The sequence below is a fragment of the Paraburkholderia ginsengisoli NBRC 100965 genome (assembly GCF_000739735.1).
Taxonomy (GTDB): domain Bacteria; phylum Pseudomonadota; class Gammaproteobacteria; order Burkholderiales; family Burkholderiaceae; genus Paraburkholderia; species Paraburkholderia ginsengisoli.
Map to the genome: position 1 here is coordinate 1 of NZ_BBJF01000033.1, position 17,991 is coordinate 17,991.

The following is a 17,991-nucleotide window of genomic DNA, read 5'->3' on the forward strand; positions in this document are numbered from 1 at the left end:
TTCGAATTTACCTTTAGCCATGTTTCTCTTCTTTCAAAAAGTTAATCGTTAAATGACTTGCCGCGCGCTTACTTCGACTTCGCGTTGATAATCGCTTCCGACACGTTGCGCGGTGCTTCGGAGTAGTGCTTGAACTCCATCGTGTACGTTGCACGACCTTGGGTCAGCGAACGCAGCGACGTCGAGTAGCCGAACATTTCCGACAGCGGGACTTCTGCGCGAACGATCTTGCCGCCGCCGACCATATCGTCCATGCCCTGAACGATACCGCGACGACCCGACAGGTCGCCCATCACGTTGCCCATGTAGTCTTCCGGCGTTTCGACTTCGACGGCCATCATCGGTTCGAGGATGACCGGCTGAGCCTTGCGCATTGCTTCCTTGAACGCCATCGAACCTGCCATGCGGAACGCATTTTCGTTCGAGTCGACGTCGTGGTACGAACCGAACGTCAGGTGAACCTTCACGTCAACGACCGGGAAGCCTGCCAGCACGCCAGCCTTCAGCGTTTCCTGGATACCCTTGTCGACTGCCGGGATGTATTCACGCGGAATCACACCGCCCTTGATCTCGTCCAGGAACTCGTAGCCCTTGCCTTGCTCGTTCGGCTCGAGCGTGATGACCGCGTGACCGTACTGGCCGCGACCACCCGACTGCTTGACGAACTTGCCGTCAACGTCTTCCGCCTTGCCGCGAATCGTTTCGCGATAAGCAACCTGCGGCTTGCCGACGGTTGCTTCCACGCCGAATTCACGACGCATACGGTCAACCAGAATTTCCAGGTGGAGCTCGCCCATGCCCGAAATAATGGTTTGGCCCGATTCTTCGTCCGTTTGAACGCGGAACGACGGATCTTCCTGAGCCAGACGGTTAAGCGCGAGACCCATCTTTTCCTGGTCCGGCTTCGTCTTCGGCTCAACAGCCTGCGAAATCACTGGCTCCGGGAAAATCATGCGCTCGAGCACGATCGGGCTTTGCGGATCGCACAGCGTGTCGCCGGTCGTCGCGTCCTTCAGGCCGACTGCTGCAGCGATGTCACCTGCACGGACTTCCTTGATTTCTTCGCGCTGGTTCGCGTGCATCTGCAGAATACGACCCAGACGTTCCTTCTTGTCCTTGGTCGCGTTCAGCACGGTGTCGCCCGAATTCACAACGCCCGAGTACACGCGGAAGAAGATCAGCTGGCCGACGAATGGGTCGGTCATGATCTTGAATGCCAGTGCCGAAAACTTTTCGTCGTCGGCAGCGCGGCGCTCACCTTGCTCACCGTTCTCCAGCTCGCCGGTAACCGGCGGGATGTCGACCGGCGACGGCAGGAAGTCGAGCACGGCGTCCAGCATGCGTTGCACGCCCTTGTTCTTGAACGCGGTACCGCACAGCATCGGCTGGATTTCGCAAGCGATCGTACGGTCGCGCAGACCCTTGATGATTTCCGCTTCGGAGAGCTCGCCCTCTTCCAGGTACTTGTTCATCAGGTCTTCGTTCGACTCAGCAGCCGCTTCGACCATCTTTTCGCGCCACTCATTGCACGTGTCGACGAGTTCTGCCGGGATTTCTTCGTACGAGAACTTGGTGCCCTGGGACGCTTCGTCCCACAAGATCGCCTTCATCTTCAGCAGATCGACAACGCCCGTGAAGTTCTCTTCAGCGCCGATAGGCACCACGACCGGAACCGGGTTCGCCTTCAGACGCAGCTTGAGCTGGTCGTAGACCTTGAAGAAGTTCGCGCCGGTACGGTCCATCTTGTTGATGAACGCGAGACGGGGAACCTTGTACTTGTTAGCCTGACGCCACACGGTTTCCGACTGAGGCTGAACGCCGCCCACAGCGCAGTACACCATGCACGCGCCGTCGAGCACGCGCATCGAGCGCTCGACTTCAATCGTGAAGTCGACGTGACCCGGGGTGTCGATAATGTTGATGCGGTGCTCAGCGCGGTCGCCGGCCATGCCTTTCCAGAAAGCCGTGGTAGCAGCGGACGTGATCGTAATGCCGCGTTCCTGCTCCTGCTCCATCCAGTCCATGGTTGCAGCGCCGTCGTGAACTTCACCAATCTTGTGGTTCACGCCGGTGTAGAACAGGATGCGCTCGGTCGTCGTCGTTTTGCCGGCGTCGATGTGAGCGCTAATACCGATGTTACGGTAGCGCTCGATAGGTGTCTTGCGAGCCACTTTGATCCTCTATTGGGATGACGCGATGCGAGAAAATACCCATCGCGCTGTAACACAAACGGGCGAGGCGCTTTGTAAGCGCACCCGCCCGGAATTTCTTTCCGCTTTTCAGCCAAACCCGGGTTCGGGAAGCTTAGAAACGGAAGTGCGAGAACGCCTTGTTGGCTTCTGCCATCCGGTGAACTTCGTCGCGCTTTTTCATTGCGCCGCCACGGCCTTCGGCCGCTTCAGAGAGTTCACCTGCCAGACGCAGGGCCATCGACTTCTCGCTGCGCTTCTTCGCGGCTTCACGCAGCCAACGCATCGCCAATGCCATACGACGCGACGGGCGCACTTCGACCGGAACCTGATAGTTCGCACCACCAACGCGGCGGCTCTTGACTTCGACCACCGGCTTGACGTTGTTGAGCGCTACCGTGAACACTTCCAGCGGGTCCTTGCCACCCTTGGTCTGGATCTGTTCGAAAGCGCCGTACACGATGCGTTCAGCAACCGACTTCTTGCCGGACAACATCAGCACGTTCATGAACTTAGCTACATCAACGTTACCGAACTTCGGATCCGGCAACACTTCCCGCTTGGGGACTTCGCGACGACGCGGCATGTTTCTTCCTTTAACTTTTCAGTTGGAGCTACTCAGCTCCGCGGCCACCAACTAACCCGATTCATCTTCGAGACTTACCAGCCTGGTCGGGTGACCACTTACTCGACAGCACCGGCGATTCCGGCACCACCGCTATACCGCCCTTACAGGCGACCTGAACTACTGTGACCGGCTAATTTACTTGCCAGCCTTGGCACGCTTCGCACCGTACTTCGAGCGAGCCTGCTTACGATCCTTGACGCCCTGGGTATCCAGCGAGCCGCGAACCATGTGGTAACGCACACCCGGCAAGTCCTTCACACGGCCGCCGCGAATCAGCACGACCGAGTGTTCCTGCAGGTTGTGGCCTTCACCACCGATGTACGAAATGACTTCGAAGCCATTCGTCAGACGAACCTTGGCAACCTTACGCAGTGCCGAGTTAGGCTTCTTCGGCGTCGTGGTGTACACACGGGTGCACACGCCACGACGCTGGGGGCAGTCCTGCAAAGCCGGGCTCTTGCTCTTCGTCGTTTCCGACGCGCGGCCTTTGCGAACCAGTTGATTGATGGTTGGCATTGTTTATTCCTGAAATTGAACAAAATCGACGCATCTGTTTCCGGGCAAAGCAGAAACGATTGCGCATCGAACTTCCGGATGGGTTGCCAGTGCGTGAATTGACTCCGCGCGCAGGCATTCCAAGAACCGGAACCTAGCATAATATTCCGAAAATACTAAGGGAGTCAACAGGTTGCGATGTTTCGGACCCCTGCGGACCTGTCCCGTAGCTTGGGAACGCTCAATCCGCGGCGACGACTTCGAGCAATTCGTCGCCGAAACGGTCGAGTTTACGGGCGCCCATGCCCGGAATGCCGCGCAAATCCTCGATCGAATCGGGGCCGTTACGGGCAATTTCGGCCAGCGTCGCATCGTGGAAGATCACGTAGGCCGGCACGCCGTCGCTCTTGGCGGTTTCAGTACGCCAGGCGCGCAGGCGTTCCCAGCGGGCACGTTCGCGCGGGCCCATGCCGATTGTCGGATCGGCACGTTCACTTGTGCGTCCGGACGACTGACGCGTGCGGGTCGGCTTCACGTAGCGGCGCATCGTCACGTTTTGCTCGCTCTTGAGCACCGGCTTGCTTGCTTCGGTTAATACCAGCGAGCCGAAACCTTCGTGATCGACCGTCAGATAGCCGAATGCCACAAGCTGGCGAAACACCGCGCGCCACTCCGGCTCGCCGAGCGCCGCGCCGATGCCGAACGTGGTGAGCTTCTCGTGGCCGCGCTGCATGATCTTCTCGCTGCGATTTCCACGCAGAATATCAATCAGATGGCCGGCGCCGAAGTTGAAACCGCTCGCCCGCTGCGCGCGGAACACGCAAGACAGCGCCATCTGCGCCTCGCGCGTCGCATCCCAGGTGGCGGGCGGTTCAAGACAGTTGTCGCAGTTGCCGCACGGCTTGCTCGTCTCGCCGAAATAAGCGAGCAGCCGCACGCGCCGACACGTCGCTGCCTCGCACAAACCGAGCAGCGCGTCGAGCTTGCCGGTCTGCACGCGCTTGTGCGCGTCGTCGGCATCCGACTCGTCGATCATCTTGCGCTGCTGCACGACGTCGCCGAGACCGTAGGCCATCCACGCGTTCGCCGGCATGCCGTCGCGACCGGCGCGGCCGGTTTCCTGATAGTAGCCCTCGACGCTCTTCGGCAAATCCAGGTGCGCGACGAAGCGCACATCCGGCTTGTCGATACCCATGCCGAACGCAATCGTCGCGCACATCACGATGCCCTCCTCGCGCTGGAACATCTCCTGATGCTTCTGGCGAATCTCGAACTCCATGCCGGCGTGGTACGGCAGCGCACGCATGCCCTTTTCCTTCAGCCACTCCGCGGTCTCTTCCACCTTGCGGCGCGACAGGCAATAGACCACGCCGGCGTCGGTAGTGCCGTCCGGCCGCGAATGCTCGGCACGGATGAAGTCCAGCAACTGCGCACGCGCATTGTCCTTTTCGACGATGCGATAACGGATGTTCGGCCGGTCGAAGCTCGACACGAAGATGCGCGCGTCGTCGAGTGCCAGACGGTGGATGATCTCGTCGCGCGTGATCGCGTCCGCGGTCGCTGTGAGCGCGATGCGCGGCACGTTCGGAAAGCGCTCGTGCAGCACCGACAGCTGAATATATTCGGGCCGGAAATCGTGGCCCCACTGCGATACGCAATGCGCTTCGTCGATTGCGAACAGGCCGATGCGCGTGCGCTCCAGCAACTCCTGGAAACGCGGCGTCATCAAGCGTTCCGGCGCGACGTAAAGCAGATCGATCTCGCCTTCGCGCAACGCGCGCTCGGTCGCCATTGCCTCGGCGCTCGACAGCGTCGAATTCAGATACGCGGCGCGCACGCCGACTTCCGTGAGCGCGGCCACCTGGTCCTGCATCAGCGCGATCAGCGGCGACACGACGATCCCCGTGCCGAAGCCGCCCTCGCGCCGCACCAGCGACGGAATCTGATAGCACAGCGATTTGCCGCCGCCCGTCGGCATCAGCACGAGGCAGTCGCCACCGCCGGCGACGTGCTCGACAATTTCGCCCTGCTGCCCTCTGAACGCGGGATAACCGAAGACTTCGTTGAGGATTTCGAGCGGACGGGACATGAATTTGAGAGAAGCAGCAAAAAGCCGGTGACACGAATTTTACCAACGCATTCGTGCTGCGCCCGCGCTTTGCGACAATGTTAGCCGTTCGGCCTACTGGGTACACAAGCGCGCAGAAAAAGACGCATAAAAAAAAGCCGCTCAGTCGAAACTGAGCGGCTTCGCTGGCTAGAGCCCCAAGCGGCTTGCGCCGCCGGGACTTACTCGCCTGAGTGCTGCTGTTCGGCGGCCGGGGTTTCCGGCGTACCGAATTCGAACGACTCTTCCGCTGCGATCTGATCGAAACGCTCGCGGTCGGACAGTTCCTTGCTCTTGCGTGCCTTGTGGAACGCGAGACCCGTACCGGCCGGAATCAGACGGCCGACGATCACGTTTTCCTTCAGACCACGCAGGTCGTCGCGCTTGCCCATGATCGCCGCTTCGGTCAACACGCGAGTCGTTTCCTGGAACGACGCCGCGGAGATGAACGAATCGGTCGACAGCGACGCCTTCGTGATACCGAGCAACACGTTTTCGTACGTTGCCGGACGCTTGTCTTCCGCGATCATACGGTCGTTCTCGTCGAGCATGTCCGACCGCTCGACCTGTTCGCCCGGGATGAAACGCGTATCGCCGTTGTCCGTAATCTGCACGCGGCGCAGCATCTGACGAACAATCACTTCGATGTGCTTGTCGTTGATCTTCACGCCTTGCAGACGGTACACGTCCTGCACTTCGTCCACGATGTAACGCGACAGCGCCTCGACGCCCTGCAAACGCAGGATGTCGTGCGGATCCGCAGGACCGTCGACGATCATTTCGCCCTTGTTGACGACTTGACCATCGTGCACCAGAACCTGCTTTTCCTTCGCGATCAGGAACTCGTGCTGGTTGCCCTCGAGGTCCGTGATAACGAGACGCTGCTTGCCCTTCGTGTCCTTACCGAACGACGTCGTACCCGTGACTTCCGCCAGGATACCCGCGTCCTTCGGCGAACGTGCTTCGAACAGTTCCGCCACACGCGGCAGACCGCCGGTAATGTCACGCGTCTTCTGCGATTCGGTCGGGATACGTGCGAGCACTTCACCGACCTGCACTTGCTGACCGTCCTTCACGGTGATCAGAGCGCCGACCTGGAAGCCGATCTGCACCGAGTGCTCGGTGTTCGGGATCTTGACTTCTTCGCCGTTCGCATCGAGCAGCTTGACCTGCGGACGCACCGTCTTCGACGCTTGCGAACCACGACGCTTCACGTCGATCACGACCAGCGTCGACAGACCCGTCACATCGTCGATCTGCTTCGCAACGGTCACGCCTTCTTCGACGTTTTCGAACTTCACCGTACCACCGTACTCGGTGATGATCGGACGCGTCATCGGGTCCCACGTCGCCAATTGCGTGCCGGCCTTGATCTGCGCGCCGTCCAGTTGCAACAGCGTCGCGCCGTACGGCACCTTGTGACGTTCGCGCTCGCGACCGTGGTCGTCGGTGATCATCGCTTCGCCCGAACGCGAGATGACGATCTGCTCGCCCTTCGCGTTGGTGACGTAACGCATCGTCGCCGTGAAACGCACCGTACCGTTCGACTTCGCTTCAACCGACGAAGCCACTGCCGCACGCGATGCCGCACCACCGATGTGGAACGTACGCATCGTGAGCTGCGTGCCCGGCTCACCGATCGACTGCGCAGCGATCACGCCGACTGCTTCACCGACGTTGACCGACGAGCCGCGGCCCAGGTCGCGGCCGTAGCAGGCTGCGCACAGACCGTAACGCGTTTCGCAAGTCAGCGGCGTACGCACGCGCACTTCGTCGATGCCGAGGCGTTCGATTTCTTCGACCGCATCTTCGTCGAGCAACGTGCCCGTTTCGTACAGCGTTTCCTGCGATTCCGGATTGACGACATCAGCCACCGTCACGCGACCGAGGATACGGTCACGCAGCGCTTCGACGACTTCACCGCCTTCGACCAACGCCTTCATCGCGACGCCGTTGGACGTACCACAATCGTCCTCGACCACCACGAGATCCTGCGTCACGTCGACCAGACGTCGCGTCAGGTAACCCGAGTTCGCCGTCTTCAGTGCCGTATCAGCCAGACCCTTACGTGCACCGTGGGTCGAGATGAAGTACTGCAACACGTTCAGGCCTTCACGGAAGTTCGCCGTAATCGGCGTTTCGATGATCGAGCCGTCCGGCTTCGCCATCAGGCCACGCATACCGGCCAGCTGACGAATCTGAACCGCCGAACCACGAGCACCCGAGTCCGCCATCATGTAAATCGAGTTGAACGATTCCTGACGCGTTTCGTTGCCGTCGCGGTCCGTGACCGGTTCCGTCGACAGCTGCTCCATCATCGCCTTGCCGACCGCTTCCGACGTTGCCGACCAGATGTCGACCACGTTGTTGTAGCGCTCTTGCGACGTGACGAGACCCGACATGTACTGACGGTCGTATTCCTTCACCTTCTTCGCGGCGTCGCCGACGATGGTTTCCTTCTGCGGCGGCACGAGCATGTCGTCGACGCAGATCGAGATACCAGCGCGCGTTGCCAGACGGAAACCCGACTGCATCAACTGGTCGGCAAAAATCACCGTTTCGCGCAGACCGCACTTGCGGAATGCGGTGTTGATCAGACGCGAGATTTCCTTCTTCTTCAGCGGCTTGTTCAGCACCGAGAACGGCAGGCCCGGCGGCAGAATTTCCGACAGGATTGCACGGCCGACGGTCGTCGCGTACAGCGTGATCTTCGGCACGAACGCCGGCGCGCCTTCCGACTTATCTTCGTTGTGGACCATTTCCGTGATCCGCACGTTGACGCGCGAGGCGAGCTCGACTTCCTTGTTCTCGTATGCACGCAGCGCTTCCGAGACGCCGGTGAACGTCAGGCCTTCGCCCTTCGCATTCACGGCTTCACGCGTCGCGTAGTACAAGCCCAGCACGATATCCTGCGACGGCACGATCGACGGATCGCCGTTGGCCGGGAACAGGACGTTGTTCGACGCCAGCATCAGCGTGCGCGCTTCCATCTGCGCTTCCAGCGACAGCGGCACGTGAACAGCCATCTGGTCACCGTCGAAGTCGGCGTTGAACGCCGCGCAAACGAGCGGGTGCAGCTGGATTGCCTTACCTTCGATCAGCACCGGCTCGAAAGCCTGAATGCCAAGACGGTGCAGCGTCGGCGCACGGTTCAGCATGACCGGATGTTCGCGGATCACCTCTTCGAGGATGTCCCACACCACCGGCGTCTGGTTCTCGACTTCCTTCTTCGCAGCCTTGATGGTGGTAGCGACACCCATCACTTCGAGCTTGTTGAAGATGAACGGCTTGAACAGTTCGAGCGCCATCAGCTTCGGCAGACCGCACTGATGCAGCTTGAGCGTCGGGCCGACCACGATCACCGAACGGCCCGAGTAGTCCACACGCTTACCGAGCAGGTTCTGACGGAAACGACCGCCCTTACCCTTGATCATGTCAGCGAGCGACTTCAGCGGACGCTTGTTCGCGCCGGTCATCGCCTTACCGCGACGGCCGTTGTCGAGCAGCGAATCGACAGCTTCCTGCAGCATCCGCTTTTCGTTGCGGACGATGATTTCAGGCGCCTTCAGTTCGAGCAGACGCTTCAACCGGTTGTTACGGTTGATCACGCGGCGATACAGGTCGTTCAGGTCCGACGTCGCAAAACGGCCGCCGTCCAGCGGCACCAGCGGACGCAGTTCCGGCGGCAGCACCGGCAACACTTCGAGCACCATCCAATCGGGCTTGATGCCCGAACGCTGGAAAGCCTCGAGCACCTTCAGGCGCTTCGCGTACTTCTTGATCTTCGCTTCCGAACCCGTGTTCTTGAGTTCGGTACGGAGCATCTCGACCTGTTCGTCGATGTTGATCGCGCGCAGCAGCTCGCGAACGCCTTCCGCGCCCATCTCGGCACGGAATTCGTCACCGTACTCTTCGACCTTATTGTAGTAATCCTCTTCGGTCATGATCTGCCGCGCTTTCAGCGGCGTCATGCCCGGATCGATCACCACATATGCTTCGAAGTACAGCACGCGTTCGATGTCACGCAGCGTCATGTCGAGCACCATGCCCAGACGCGACGGCAGCGACTTCAGGAACCAGATGTGCGCGACCGGCGAGGCCAATTCAATGTGGCCCATCCGTTCGCGACGCACCTTCGCCAGCGTCACTTCGACGCCGCACTTCTCGCAGATCACGCCACGGTGCTTCAGGCGCTTGTACTTACCGCAAAGGCATTCGTAGTCCTTGATCGGCCCGAAAATCTTCGCGCAGAACAGACCATCGCGTTCCGGCTTGAACGTCCGATAGTTGATGGTTTCCGGCTTCTTCACTTCACCGAACGACCACGAACGGATCTTGTCCGGCGAGGCCAGACCGATCTTGATCGCGTCAAAAACTTCAGGTTGTTGGACTTGCTTGAATAGATCGAGCAAAGCTTTCATCGCTTCTCTCCAGTAGTCCGATTAGTTGCGGTCGAGGTCGATGTCGATACCGAGCGAGCGGATTTCCTTCACCAACACGTTGAAGGATTCCGGCATGCCTGCATCGATCACGTGATCGCCCTTGACCAGGTTCTCGTACACCTTGGTCCGGCCCGTCACGTCGTCCGACTTCACCGTCAGCATTTCCTGCAGCACGTACGATGCGCCGTACGCTTCGAGCGCCCACACTTCCATCTCACCGAAACGCTGGCCACCGAACTGCGCCTTACCGCCCAACGGCTGCTGCGTCACGAGCGAGTACGGGCCCGTGGAACGCGCGTGCATCTTGTCGTCGACCAGGTGGTGCAGTTTCAGGTAGTGCATGTAGCCGACCGTCACCGTACGTTCGAACATCTCGCCCGTGCGGCCGTCGTACAGACGAACCTGATTCTTCGACGGTGTCATGCCGAGGTTCTTCGCGATGTCGTCCGGGAATGCCAGATCCAGCGCGCGCGACATTTCTTCTTCCGTCGCACCGTCGAACACCGGCGTTGCAAACGGCACGCCTTCGCGCAGGTTCTTCGCCAGTTCGACGATTTCGTCGTCGGTGAAGCTGTCCAGCTCTTCGGCACGGCCCGACTCGTTGTAGATCTTGGTCAGGAATTCGCGCAGTTCTTCGATCTTCGCCTGACGCTGCAGCATTTCGCCGATACGCCAGCCCAGACCCTTCGCGGCCCAACCCAGATGCACTTCGAGAACCTGACCCACGTTCATCCGCGACGGCACGCCGAGCGGGTTCAGAACGACGTCAGCCGGACGGCCGTCGGCCATGTACGGCATGTCTTCGATCGGGACGATCTTCGACACGACACCCTTGTTACCGTGACGGCCTGCCATCTTGTCGCCAGGCTGCAGACGACGCTTGACTGCCAGATACACCTTGACCATCTTCAGCACGCCCGGCGGCAGTTCGTCGCCTTGCGTGAGCTTCTTGCGCTTCTCTTCGAAAGCCAGATCGAACTGATGACGCTTTTCTTCGATCGAGTTCTTGATCGCTTCGAGCTGCGCCGCTGCTTCTTCGTCCGCGAGGCGGATGTCGAACCAGTGGTAGTGGTCGAGATCTTCCAGGTAAGCCTGTTCGATCTTCGTGCCCTTCGCGAGCTTCTTCGGACCGCCGTTCGCGACCTTGCCGTCGAGCATACGTGCCAGACGCTGGAACGCGTCGCCTTCCACGATGCGCAGCTGGTCGTTCAGGTCGAGGCGATAGCGCTTCAATTCATCGTCGATGATCTGTTGCGCGCGCTTGTCGCGCTGAATGCCTTCACGCGTGAACACCTGCACGTCGATGACCGTGCCGCTCATGCCCGACGGCACGCGCAGCGACGTGTCCTTCACGTCCGAAGCCTTTTCACCGAAGATTGCGCGCAGCAGCTTTTCTTCCGGCGTCAGCTGGGTTTCGCCCTTCGGCGTGACCTTACCGACCAACACGTCGCCCGCTTCGACTTCCGCGCCGATGTACACGATGCCCGACTCGTCGAGACGGCCAAGTTGCACTTCCGCGAGGTTCGAAATGTCGCGCGTGATTTCTTCCGGTCCGAGCTTCGTATCGCGAGCTACGACGTTCAGTTCTTCGATGTGGATCGACGTGTAGCGGTCGTCAGCAACCACCTTCTCCGAGATCAAAATCGAGTCTTCGAAGTTGTAGCCGTTCCACGGCATGAACGCGATCAGCATGTTCTGGCCGAGCGCGAGCTCGCCCAGATCGGTCGATGCGCCGTCAGCCAGCACGTCGCCGCGCGCAACCTTGTCGCCCATCTTCACGATCGGACGCTGGTTGATGTTCGTGTTCTGGTTCGAACGCGTGTACTTGATCAGGTTGTAGATGTCGACACCGACATCGCCTGCGACCGCTTCGTCGTCGTTCACGCGAATCACGATACGGCCTGCGTCGACGTAATCGACCACACCGCCGCGGAATGCCTGAACCGTCGTACCCGAGTCGACTGCCACCGTGCGCTCGATACCCGTACCGACCACGGCCTTTTCAGGACGCAGACACGGCACAGCCTGACGCTGCATGTTCGAACCCATCAATGCGCGGTTCGCATCATCGTGCTCGAGGAACGGAATCAGCGAAGCTGCGACCGACACGATCTGCGACGGCGCCACGTCCATGTACTGGATGCGGTCCGGCGTGACCATCAGCGTTTCGCCTGCTTCACGCGACGACACCAGTTCGTCGGTCAGCGAGCCGTCGGCAGCCACGGCCGCGTTCGCCTGAGCGATCACGTAACGGCCTTCTTCGATCGCCGACAGGTAGTCGATCTGATCCGTGACCTTGCTGTCCACGACCTTCCGATACGGCGTTTCGAGGAAGCCGTATTCGTTCAGGTGCGCGTAGAGCGCCAGCGAGTTGATCAGGCCGATGTTCGGACCTTCCGGCGTTTCAATCGGGCACACGCGACCGTAGTGAGTCGGGTGCACGTCGCGGACTTCAAAGCCAGCGCGCTCACGCGTCAAACCGCCCGGGCCAAGTGCCGAAACACGGCGCTTGTGGGTGATTTCCGACAGCGGGTTCGTTTGGTCCATGAACTGCGACAGCTGCGACGAACCGAAGAACTCGCGAATCGCCGACGAAATCGGCTTCGAGTTGATCAGGTCGTGCGGCATCAGGTTTTCGCTTTCGGCCTGGCCGAGGCGTTCCTTCACAGCACGTTCGACGCGCACGAGACCTGCGCGGAACTGGTTTTCCGCCAGTTCGCCGACGCAACGCACACGACGATTGCCCAAGTGGTCGATGTCGTCCACTTCGCCCTTGCCGTTACGCAGTTCGACCAGGATCTTGATCGTGGCGAGGATGTCGTCGTCCTGCAGCGTCATCGGTCCGACGATCTCGTCGCGACCCACACGACGATTGAACTTCATACGACCCACCTTGGACAGGTCGTAGGCGTCTTCGCTGTAGAACAGACGGTTGAACAGCGCCTCGACCGCTTCTTCGGTCGGCGGTTCGCCCGGACGCATCATGCGGTAGATCGCGATGCGAGCGGCCATCTTGTCCGCGGTTTCGTCGATACGCAGCGTCGACGAGATGTACGGACCTTGATCCAGATCGTTCGTATAGAGCGTCTGGATGTCTTTGATCTTCGCTTCGCGCAGCTTCTCGAGAACGGTCTCGGTAATTTCGTCGTTCGCGTTCGCGATGACTTCACCGGTGTCGCCGTCGACGACGTTCTTGGCCAGCACGCGGCCGAGCAGATAGTCTTCCGGGACCGAGATGAACTTGGTCTTCGCGTTGTCGAGGTCGCGAATGTGCTTCGCGTTGATCCGCTTGTCCTTCTGGACGATCACATTGCCATCACGGTCCGTGATGTCGAAGCGCGCGACTTCGCCACGCAGACGCTCCGGCACGAATTCCATCTGCGCGCCTTCCGGCATCAGCGTGAAATTGTCGAACACGAAGAAGTTTGCGAGGATCTGTTCCGGCGTGAGGCCAATAGCCTTCAGCAGGATCGTGACCGGCATCTTGCGGCGACGGTCGACGCGGAAGTACAGCACGTCCTTCGGGTCGAATTCGAAGTCGAGCCACGAACCGCGGTAAGGAATGATACGTGCCGAGAACAGGAGCTTGCCCGAGCTGTGCGTCTTGCCTTTGTCGTGTTCGAAGAACACGCCCGGCGAACGGTGCAGCTGCGAAACGATCACACGTTCCGTGCCGTTGATGACGAACGAACCGGTCGGCGTCATGAGCGGAATTTCGCCCATGTACACTTCCTGTTCCTTCACTTCCTTGACGACCGGCTTGCTCGGCGATTCCTTGTCGAGCAGCACCAGACGCACTTTGGCGCGCAGGGCCGAGCAGTACGTCAAACCGCGCTGCTGACATTCCTTGATGTTGAATGCCGGCGGCGACAGCATGTAGCTGACGAACTCGAGACGTGCGAACCCGTTGTGCGAAACGATCGGGAAAACGGAGGTAAACGCAGCTTGCAGGCCTTCCGGCTTGCGTTGCGTGGACGACGTGTCTGCTTGCAGAAACGTGCTGAATGATTCAAGCTGGGTAGCCAGCAGGAAAGGTACTTGGTGAACGATGGGGCGCTTCGCAAAACTCTTGCGAATACGCTTCTTCTCGGTGAAGGAATATTGCATACGATCTCCGAATCACGGCGGGCATTGTTGTCGAGGCAGGATACCTTGATGAGACAACCCGAGTGTTCACCGACTGAGACCCGATGGCCGTCCGATGGCTTGAACGAGCCTAGAAGCTTGGTGGTTGGCCGCTACCAACCGCTGGCTGACGGCAGCGGATGCCTATGTTGCCCGCTACCCGACCAAACTTGCCTTCTGCAGTCGCTTCAGAAGACAAAGAGAAACGCCGGTCAATGTTGCCGAAGGGCGGTTTTCTTTGGCTTCTGGGAGTGCCGTTCTTGCCGAAACAGCCTTGCAAAAACGCGGCTCCCACAAAGCACAAAAAGGCCGGCGGTGGAAAACCGCCAGCCTTCGCACAGCGCGCTGAAACTTACTTGATTTCAGCCTTCGCGCCGGCTTCTTCCAGCTTCTTCTTGGCTTCTTCAGCAGCAGCCTTCGGTACCGCTTCCTTAACAGGCTTCGGTGCACCGTCGACCAGGTCCTTCGCTTCCTTCAGGCCGAGACCCGTCAGTTCACGAACAGCCTTAATAACGGAAACCTTGTTCGCGCCAACGTCGACCAGGTTGACCGTGAATTCGGTCTGCTCTTCAGCAGCAGCAGCAGCGCCGCCGCCTGCCGGGCCTGCCACTGCAACAGCAGCTGCCGACACGCCAAACTTTTCTTCGAACGCCTTGACCAGTTCGTTCAGTTCCAGAACCGACATCGAGCCTACGGCTTCGAGGATGTCTTCTTTTGCGATTGCCATTTGAAATACTCCTAAATTGAATTCGGATACAGCCAGCGATCAATCACGCTCGGCTGAAGTGCGTTACGCAGCGGTTTCTTCGCCTTGTTTCTTTTCTGCCAGCGCGGCCAGAGCGCGCGCAAAGCCGGAAACAGGTGCCTGCATAACGTACAACAGCTTGGAGAGCAGTTCTTCGCGGCTCGGGATGTTTGCCAGCGCTTGCACGCCAGCCTTGTCCATCACCTTGCCTTCGTAGGAACCAGCCTTGATGACCAACTTGTCATTGCCCTTGCTGAAGTCGTTGACGACCTTAGCAGCAGCAATTGCATCTTCCGAGATGCCGTAGATCAGGGGGCCAGTCATCTGCTCTGCCAGCGGAGCAAACGGGGTACCTTCGACAGCGCGACGCGCCAACGTGTTTTTCAACACGCGAAGGTAAACCTGTTGCTCACGCGCTTTCGCGCGCAGCTTGGTCAGATCGCCAACCGCGATTCCACGATACTCAGCCAGAACCACGGTCTGGGCTTTCGCGACTTGCGCGGCAACCTCAGCGACCACAGCCTGCTTGCTTTCTTTGTTAAGTGGCACGGTTAACCTCCAGATTCGATACACGCAGCGTGCGCCTTGTGTACCGCGTTCAATAACGGCGTCCGACCAGTCAGGAGTATTTCGACCGCCCGACACCCGCATTGCTGCGGACGTCAACCGGCTTCATCACTACAAAACTTTTTCGGGTTCGCCATCTGCGTTGGCTTTACATTAAGGACTCGCCTGCCAACTGCTTGCCCGCCAACGGTCTTTGACAACCGGTTGCGCGATGCGGACTGCCACCTCACAACCGCCCAAAGCCCATAAACCGCCCCGACTCAGCCGAGGCGATGAAATTTATTACTGTGCTGCGAGCGATGCCTGGTCGACGCGAACGCCAACACCCATCGTGCTCGACACTGCAACCTTACGCAGGTAGACACCCTTGCTCGTTGCCGGCTTCGCCTTTTGCAGGGCTTCGACCAGCGCGCTCAGGTTGCTACGCAGAGCCGTCGGCTCGAACGAAGCACGGCCGATGGTTGCGTGGATGATACCGGCCTTGTCGACACGGAATTGCACCTGACCAGCCTTGGCGTTCTTGACCGCAGTCGCGACGTCCGGCGTAACCGTACCGACCTTCGGATTCGGCATCAGGCCGCGCGGGCCGAGAATCTGACCCAGCGTACCGACGACGCGCATCGTGTCCGGCGAAGCGATCACGATGTCGAAGTCCAGCTTGCCAGCCTTGACCTGTTCAGCCAGGTCTTCCATACCGACGACTTCTGCACCAGCGGCACGAGCTTGTTCAGCCTTTTCGCCTTGCGCGAACACTGCGACGCGCACCGACTTACCAGTACCAGCCGGTAGCACGACCGAGCCACGAACCACTTGGTCCGACTTCTTCGCATCGATGCCGAGTTGCACTGCGACGTCGATCGACTCGTCGAACTTCGCGCTTGCGCATTCCTTGACGATCGACAGAGCTTCGTCGATCGCGTACAGCTTCTGACGATCAACCTTGGCTGCAAATGCTTGCAGACGCTTCGAAAGCTTAGCCATTTACACGCCCTCCACGGTGATGCCCATCGAGCGGGCGCTACCAGCGATCGTACGAACCGCTGCGTCCAGATCAGCTGCCGTCAGATCGGGCATCTTGGTCTTGGCGATGTCTTCAGCCTGAGCGCGGGTGATCTTGCCGACCTTGTCGGTATGCGGCTTGCTCGACCCCTTGTCGATCTTCGCTGCCTTCTTGATCAGAACCGTAGCCGGCGGCGTCTTCAGAACAAACGTGAAGCTCTTGTCAGCGAACGCGGTGATGACGACCGGAATCGGCAAACCCGGTTCCATTGCTTGAGTCTGCGCGTTGAACGCCTTGCAGAACTCCATGATGTTCAGGCCGCGCTGGCCCAGTGCCGGACCGACCGGCGGCGACGGGTTGGCTTTACCTGCAGGAATCTGCAGCTTGATAAAGCCAATGATTTTCTTTGCCATGTTGAAAACCTCTTTGGAACGTCGCAGGAATACATGCGAACGTTCAGTGAGTAGTAGCGCGCGTTCGCCGAAAATTGACTACTTACGCTCCTCAACGACCATAACGCGGGCCGTAAGCGCGAAATACGGAACGCACCAAGTGGTGCGCCCCGTAGAATTCTGGATTACAACTTTTCGACTTGGCCGAATTCGAGCTCGACCGGCGTTGCGCGGCCGAAGATGGTAACAGAAACACGGACGCGCGACTTTTCGTAGTTCACTTCTTCGACGCTGCCGTTGAAATCTGTGAAAGGACCATCCTTCACTCGGACCATCTCGCCAACTTCGAACAGGGTCTTCGGACGTGGCTTCTCCACGCCTTCCTGCATTTGCGACATGATCTTCTCGACTTCCCGCGGCGAAATCGGACTCGGGCGATTTCGCGCACCGCCAACGAAACCAGTCACCTTGGCCGTGTTCTTCACGAGGTGCCACGTCTCGTCTGTCATTTCCATTTCTACGAGCACGTAGCCCGGAAAGAAACGACGTTCGGTCACCGACTTGTGACCACCTTTCACCTCGACCACTTCCTCCGTGGGAACGAGGATTTGACCAAATTGGTCTTGCATGCCGGCACGTTCGATGCGCTCCTGAAGAGCACGTTGCACACTCTTCTCCATACCGGAGTAGGCGTGCACCACATACCAACGTTTGCCGCTCGGGGATGCCGGAGTATCGCTCATATCATTTCCAACCCAGAATCACCGAGAAAATCGCCCATTCGATGGATTTATCACTAATCCACAGAAAAATTGCCATGACGAATACGAAGCCGAACACTACGAGCGTTGTCTGGGTAGCCTCTTTACGAGTAGGCCAAACAACTTTACGGACTTCCTTGTATGAATCTTTGGCGAAAGCGATGAAACCCTTGCCAGGCGCAGAGAGAAGACCGACTGCAACACCCGCGATCGCACCAACAGCCAAGGCAGCTCCGCGGATGTACCATTCCTGACCGTTGAGCCAGAAGAACCCCACGAACCCGGCCAAGACCAACAATACGCCTGCGACGAGCATCATCTTGTCGCCGGATGTATTTACAGTTTCGACGGAAGGATTCGCCATAACACCTTAACGAAGCGCCACATACGACGCAAGAGTTGGCAGGGGCAGAGGGAATCGAACCCCCAACCTTCGGTTTTGGAGACCGACGCTCTGCCAGTTGAGCTATGCCCCTAAACCATTTGGGGTTGACGACGCCGCCAACCCCGAAACCACCGATCAACGAGAACTATCTGGCG

13 protein-coding genes and 1 tRNA gene are annotated in these 17,991 nt (G+C 59.3%); 1 reads left to right on the forward strand and 13 read right to left on the reverse strand.

Annotated elements, in window-relative coordinates:
• Positions 1 to 68: 68 nt before the first annotated feature.
• From fusA to rpoB, 6 genes are all read right to left on the reverse strand, one after another.
• A complete protein-coding gene (fusA, locus tag BGI01S_RS28525) occupies positions 69 to 2,171 on the reverse strand; it encodes an elongation factor G (protein ID WP_042329773.1) in 2,103 nt (700 codons plus the stop codon).
• Positions 2,172 to 2,304: 133 nt separating this feature from the next.
• Positions 2,305 to 2,775 (reverse strand): 30S ribosomal protein S7, encoded by a 471-nt coding sequence (rpsG, locus tag BGI01S_RS28530; protein ID WP_006053291.1) that lies wholly within the window; start codon positions 2,773 to 2,775, stop codon positions 2,305 to 2,307.
• Positions 2,776 to 2,952: 177 nt separating this feature from the next.
• Positions 2,953 to 3,333 carry a 30S ribosomal protein S12 gene (gene rpsL / locus BGI01S_RS28535; protein ID WP_006998493.1) on the reverse strand — a complete coding sequence of 127 codons (381 nt, stop codon included), beginning with the start codon at positions 3,331 to 3,333 and terminating at the stop codon, positions 2,953 to 2,955.
• Between the two features lie 220 nt (positions 3,334 to 3,553).
• Complete coding sequence (recQ, locus tag BGI01S_RS28540; protein ID WP_042329774.1) at positions 3,554 to 5,401, reverse strand: DNA helicase RecQ; 1,848 nt, start codon at positions 5,399 to 5,401, stop codon at positions 3,554 to 3,556.
• 200 nt (positions 5,402 to 5,601) lie between these two features.
• Positions 5,602 to 9,840 carry a DNA-directed RNA polymerase subunit beta' gene (gene rpoC, locus BGI01S_RS28545; RefSeq protein ID WP_042329776.1) on the reverse strand — a complete coding sequence of 1,413 codons (4,239 nt, stop codon included), beginning with the start codon at positions 9,838 to 9,840 and terminating at the stop codon, positions 5,602 to 5,604.
• Between the two features lie 21 nt (positions 9,841 to 9,861).
• Positions 9,862 to 13,968: a DNA-directed RNA polymerase subunit beta gene (gene rpoB, locus BGI01S_RS28550; RefSeq protein WP_042329777.1), complete on the reverse strand. Its 4,107-nt coding sequence runs from the start codon at positions 13,966 to 13,968 to the stop codon at positions 9,862 to 9,864.
• A gap of 124 nt (positions 13,969 to 14,092) precedes the next feature.
• Between rpoB and BGI01S_RS30455 the strand changes: the two genes are divergently transcribed.
• On the forward strand, positions 14,093 to 14,335 hold the full coding sequence (locus tag BGI01S_RS30455) for a hypothetical protein (protein ID WP_157004295.1): 243 nt from the start codon (positions 14,093 to 14,095) through the stop codon (positions 14,333 to 14,335).
• 3 nt (positions 14,336 to 14,338) lie between these two features.
• Here the strand turns inward: BGI01S_RS30455 and rplL are convergent, their stop codons facing one another.
• From rplL to BGI01S_RS28585, 7 genes are all read right to left on the reverse strand, one after another.
• Complete coding sequence (gene rplL / locus BGI01S_RS28555) at positions 14,339 to 14,713, reverse strand: 50S ribosomal protein L7/L12 (protein WP_042329778.1); 375 nt, start codon at positions 14,711 to 14,713, stop codon at positions 14,339 to 14,341.
• Positions 14,714 to 14,776: 63 nt separating this feature from the next.
• Positions 14,777 to 15,280 (reverse strand): 50S ribosomal protein L10, encoded by a 504-nt coding sequence (gene rplJ / locus BGI01S_RS28560; RefSeq protein WP_042329779.1) that lies wholly within the window; start codon positions 15,278 to 15,280, stop codon positions 14,777 to 14,779.
• A 300-nt stretch (positions 15,281 to 15,580) separates the two neighbouring features.
• On the reverse strand, positions 15,581 to 16,279 hold the full coding sequence (gene rplA, locus BGI01S_RS28565) for a 50S ribosomal protein L1 (RefSeq protein ID WP_042329780.1): 699 nt from the start codon (positions 16,277 to 16,279) through the stop codon (positions 15,581 to 15,583).
• On the reverse strand, positions 16,280 to 16,711 hold the full coding sequence (gene rplK / locus BGI01S_RS28570) for a 50S ribosomal protein L11 (RefSeq protein ID WP_042329781.1): 432 nt from the start codon (positions 16,709 to 16,711) through the stop codon (positions 16,280 to 16,282).
• A 164-nt stretch (positions 16,712 to 16,875) separates the two neighbouring features.
• On the reverse strand, positions 16,876 to 17,433 hold the full coding sequence (gene nusG, locus BGI01S_RS28575) for a transcription termination/antitermination protein NusG (protein WP_007180147.1): 558 nt from the start codon (positions 17,431 to 17,433) through the stop codon (positions 16,876 to 16,878).
• A gap of 1 nt (position 17,434) precedes the next feature.
• Entirely contained in the window at positions 17,435 to 17,815 is a 381-nt protein-coding gene (gene secE / locus BGI01S_RS28580) for a preprotein translocase subunit SecE (RefSeq protein WP_042329782.1), read from the reverse strand.
• Positions 17,816 to 17,851: 36 nt separating this feature from the next.
• Positions 17,852 to 17,927 (reverse strand) — tRNA-Trp (locus BGI01S_RS28585).
• Positions 17,928 to 17,991 lie beyond the last annotated feature (64 nt).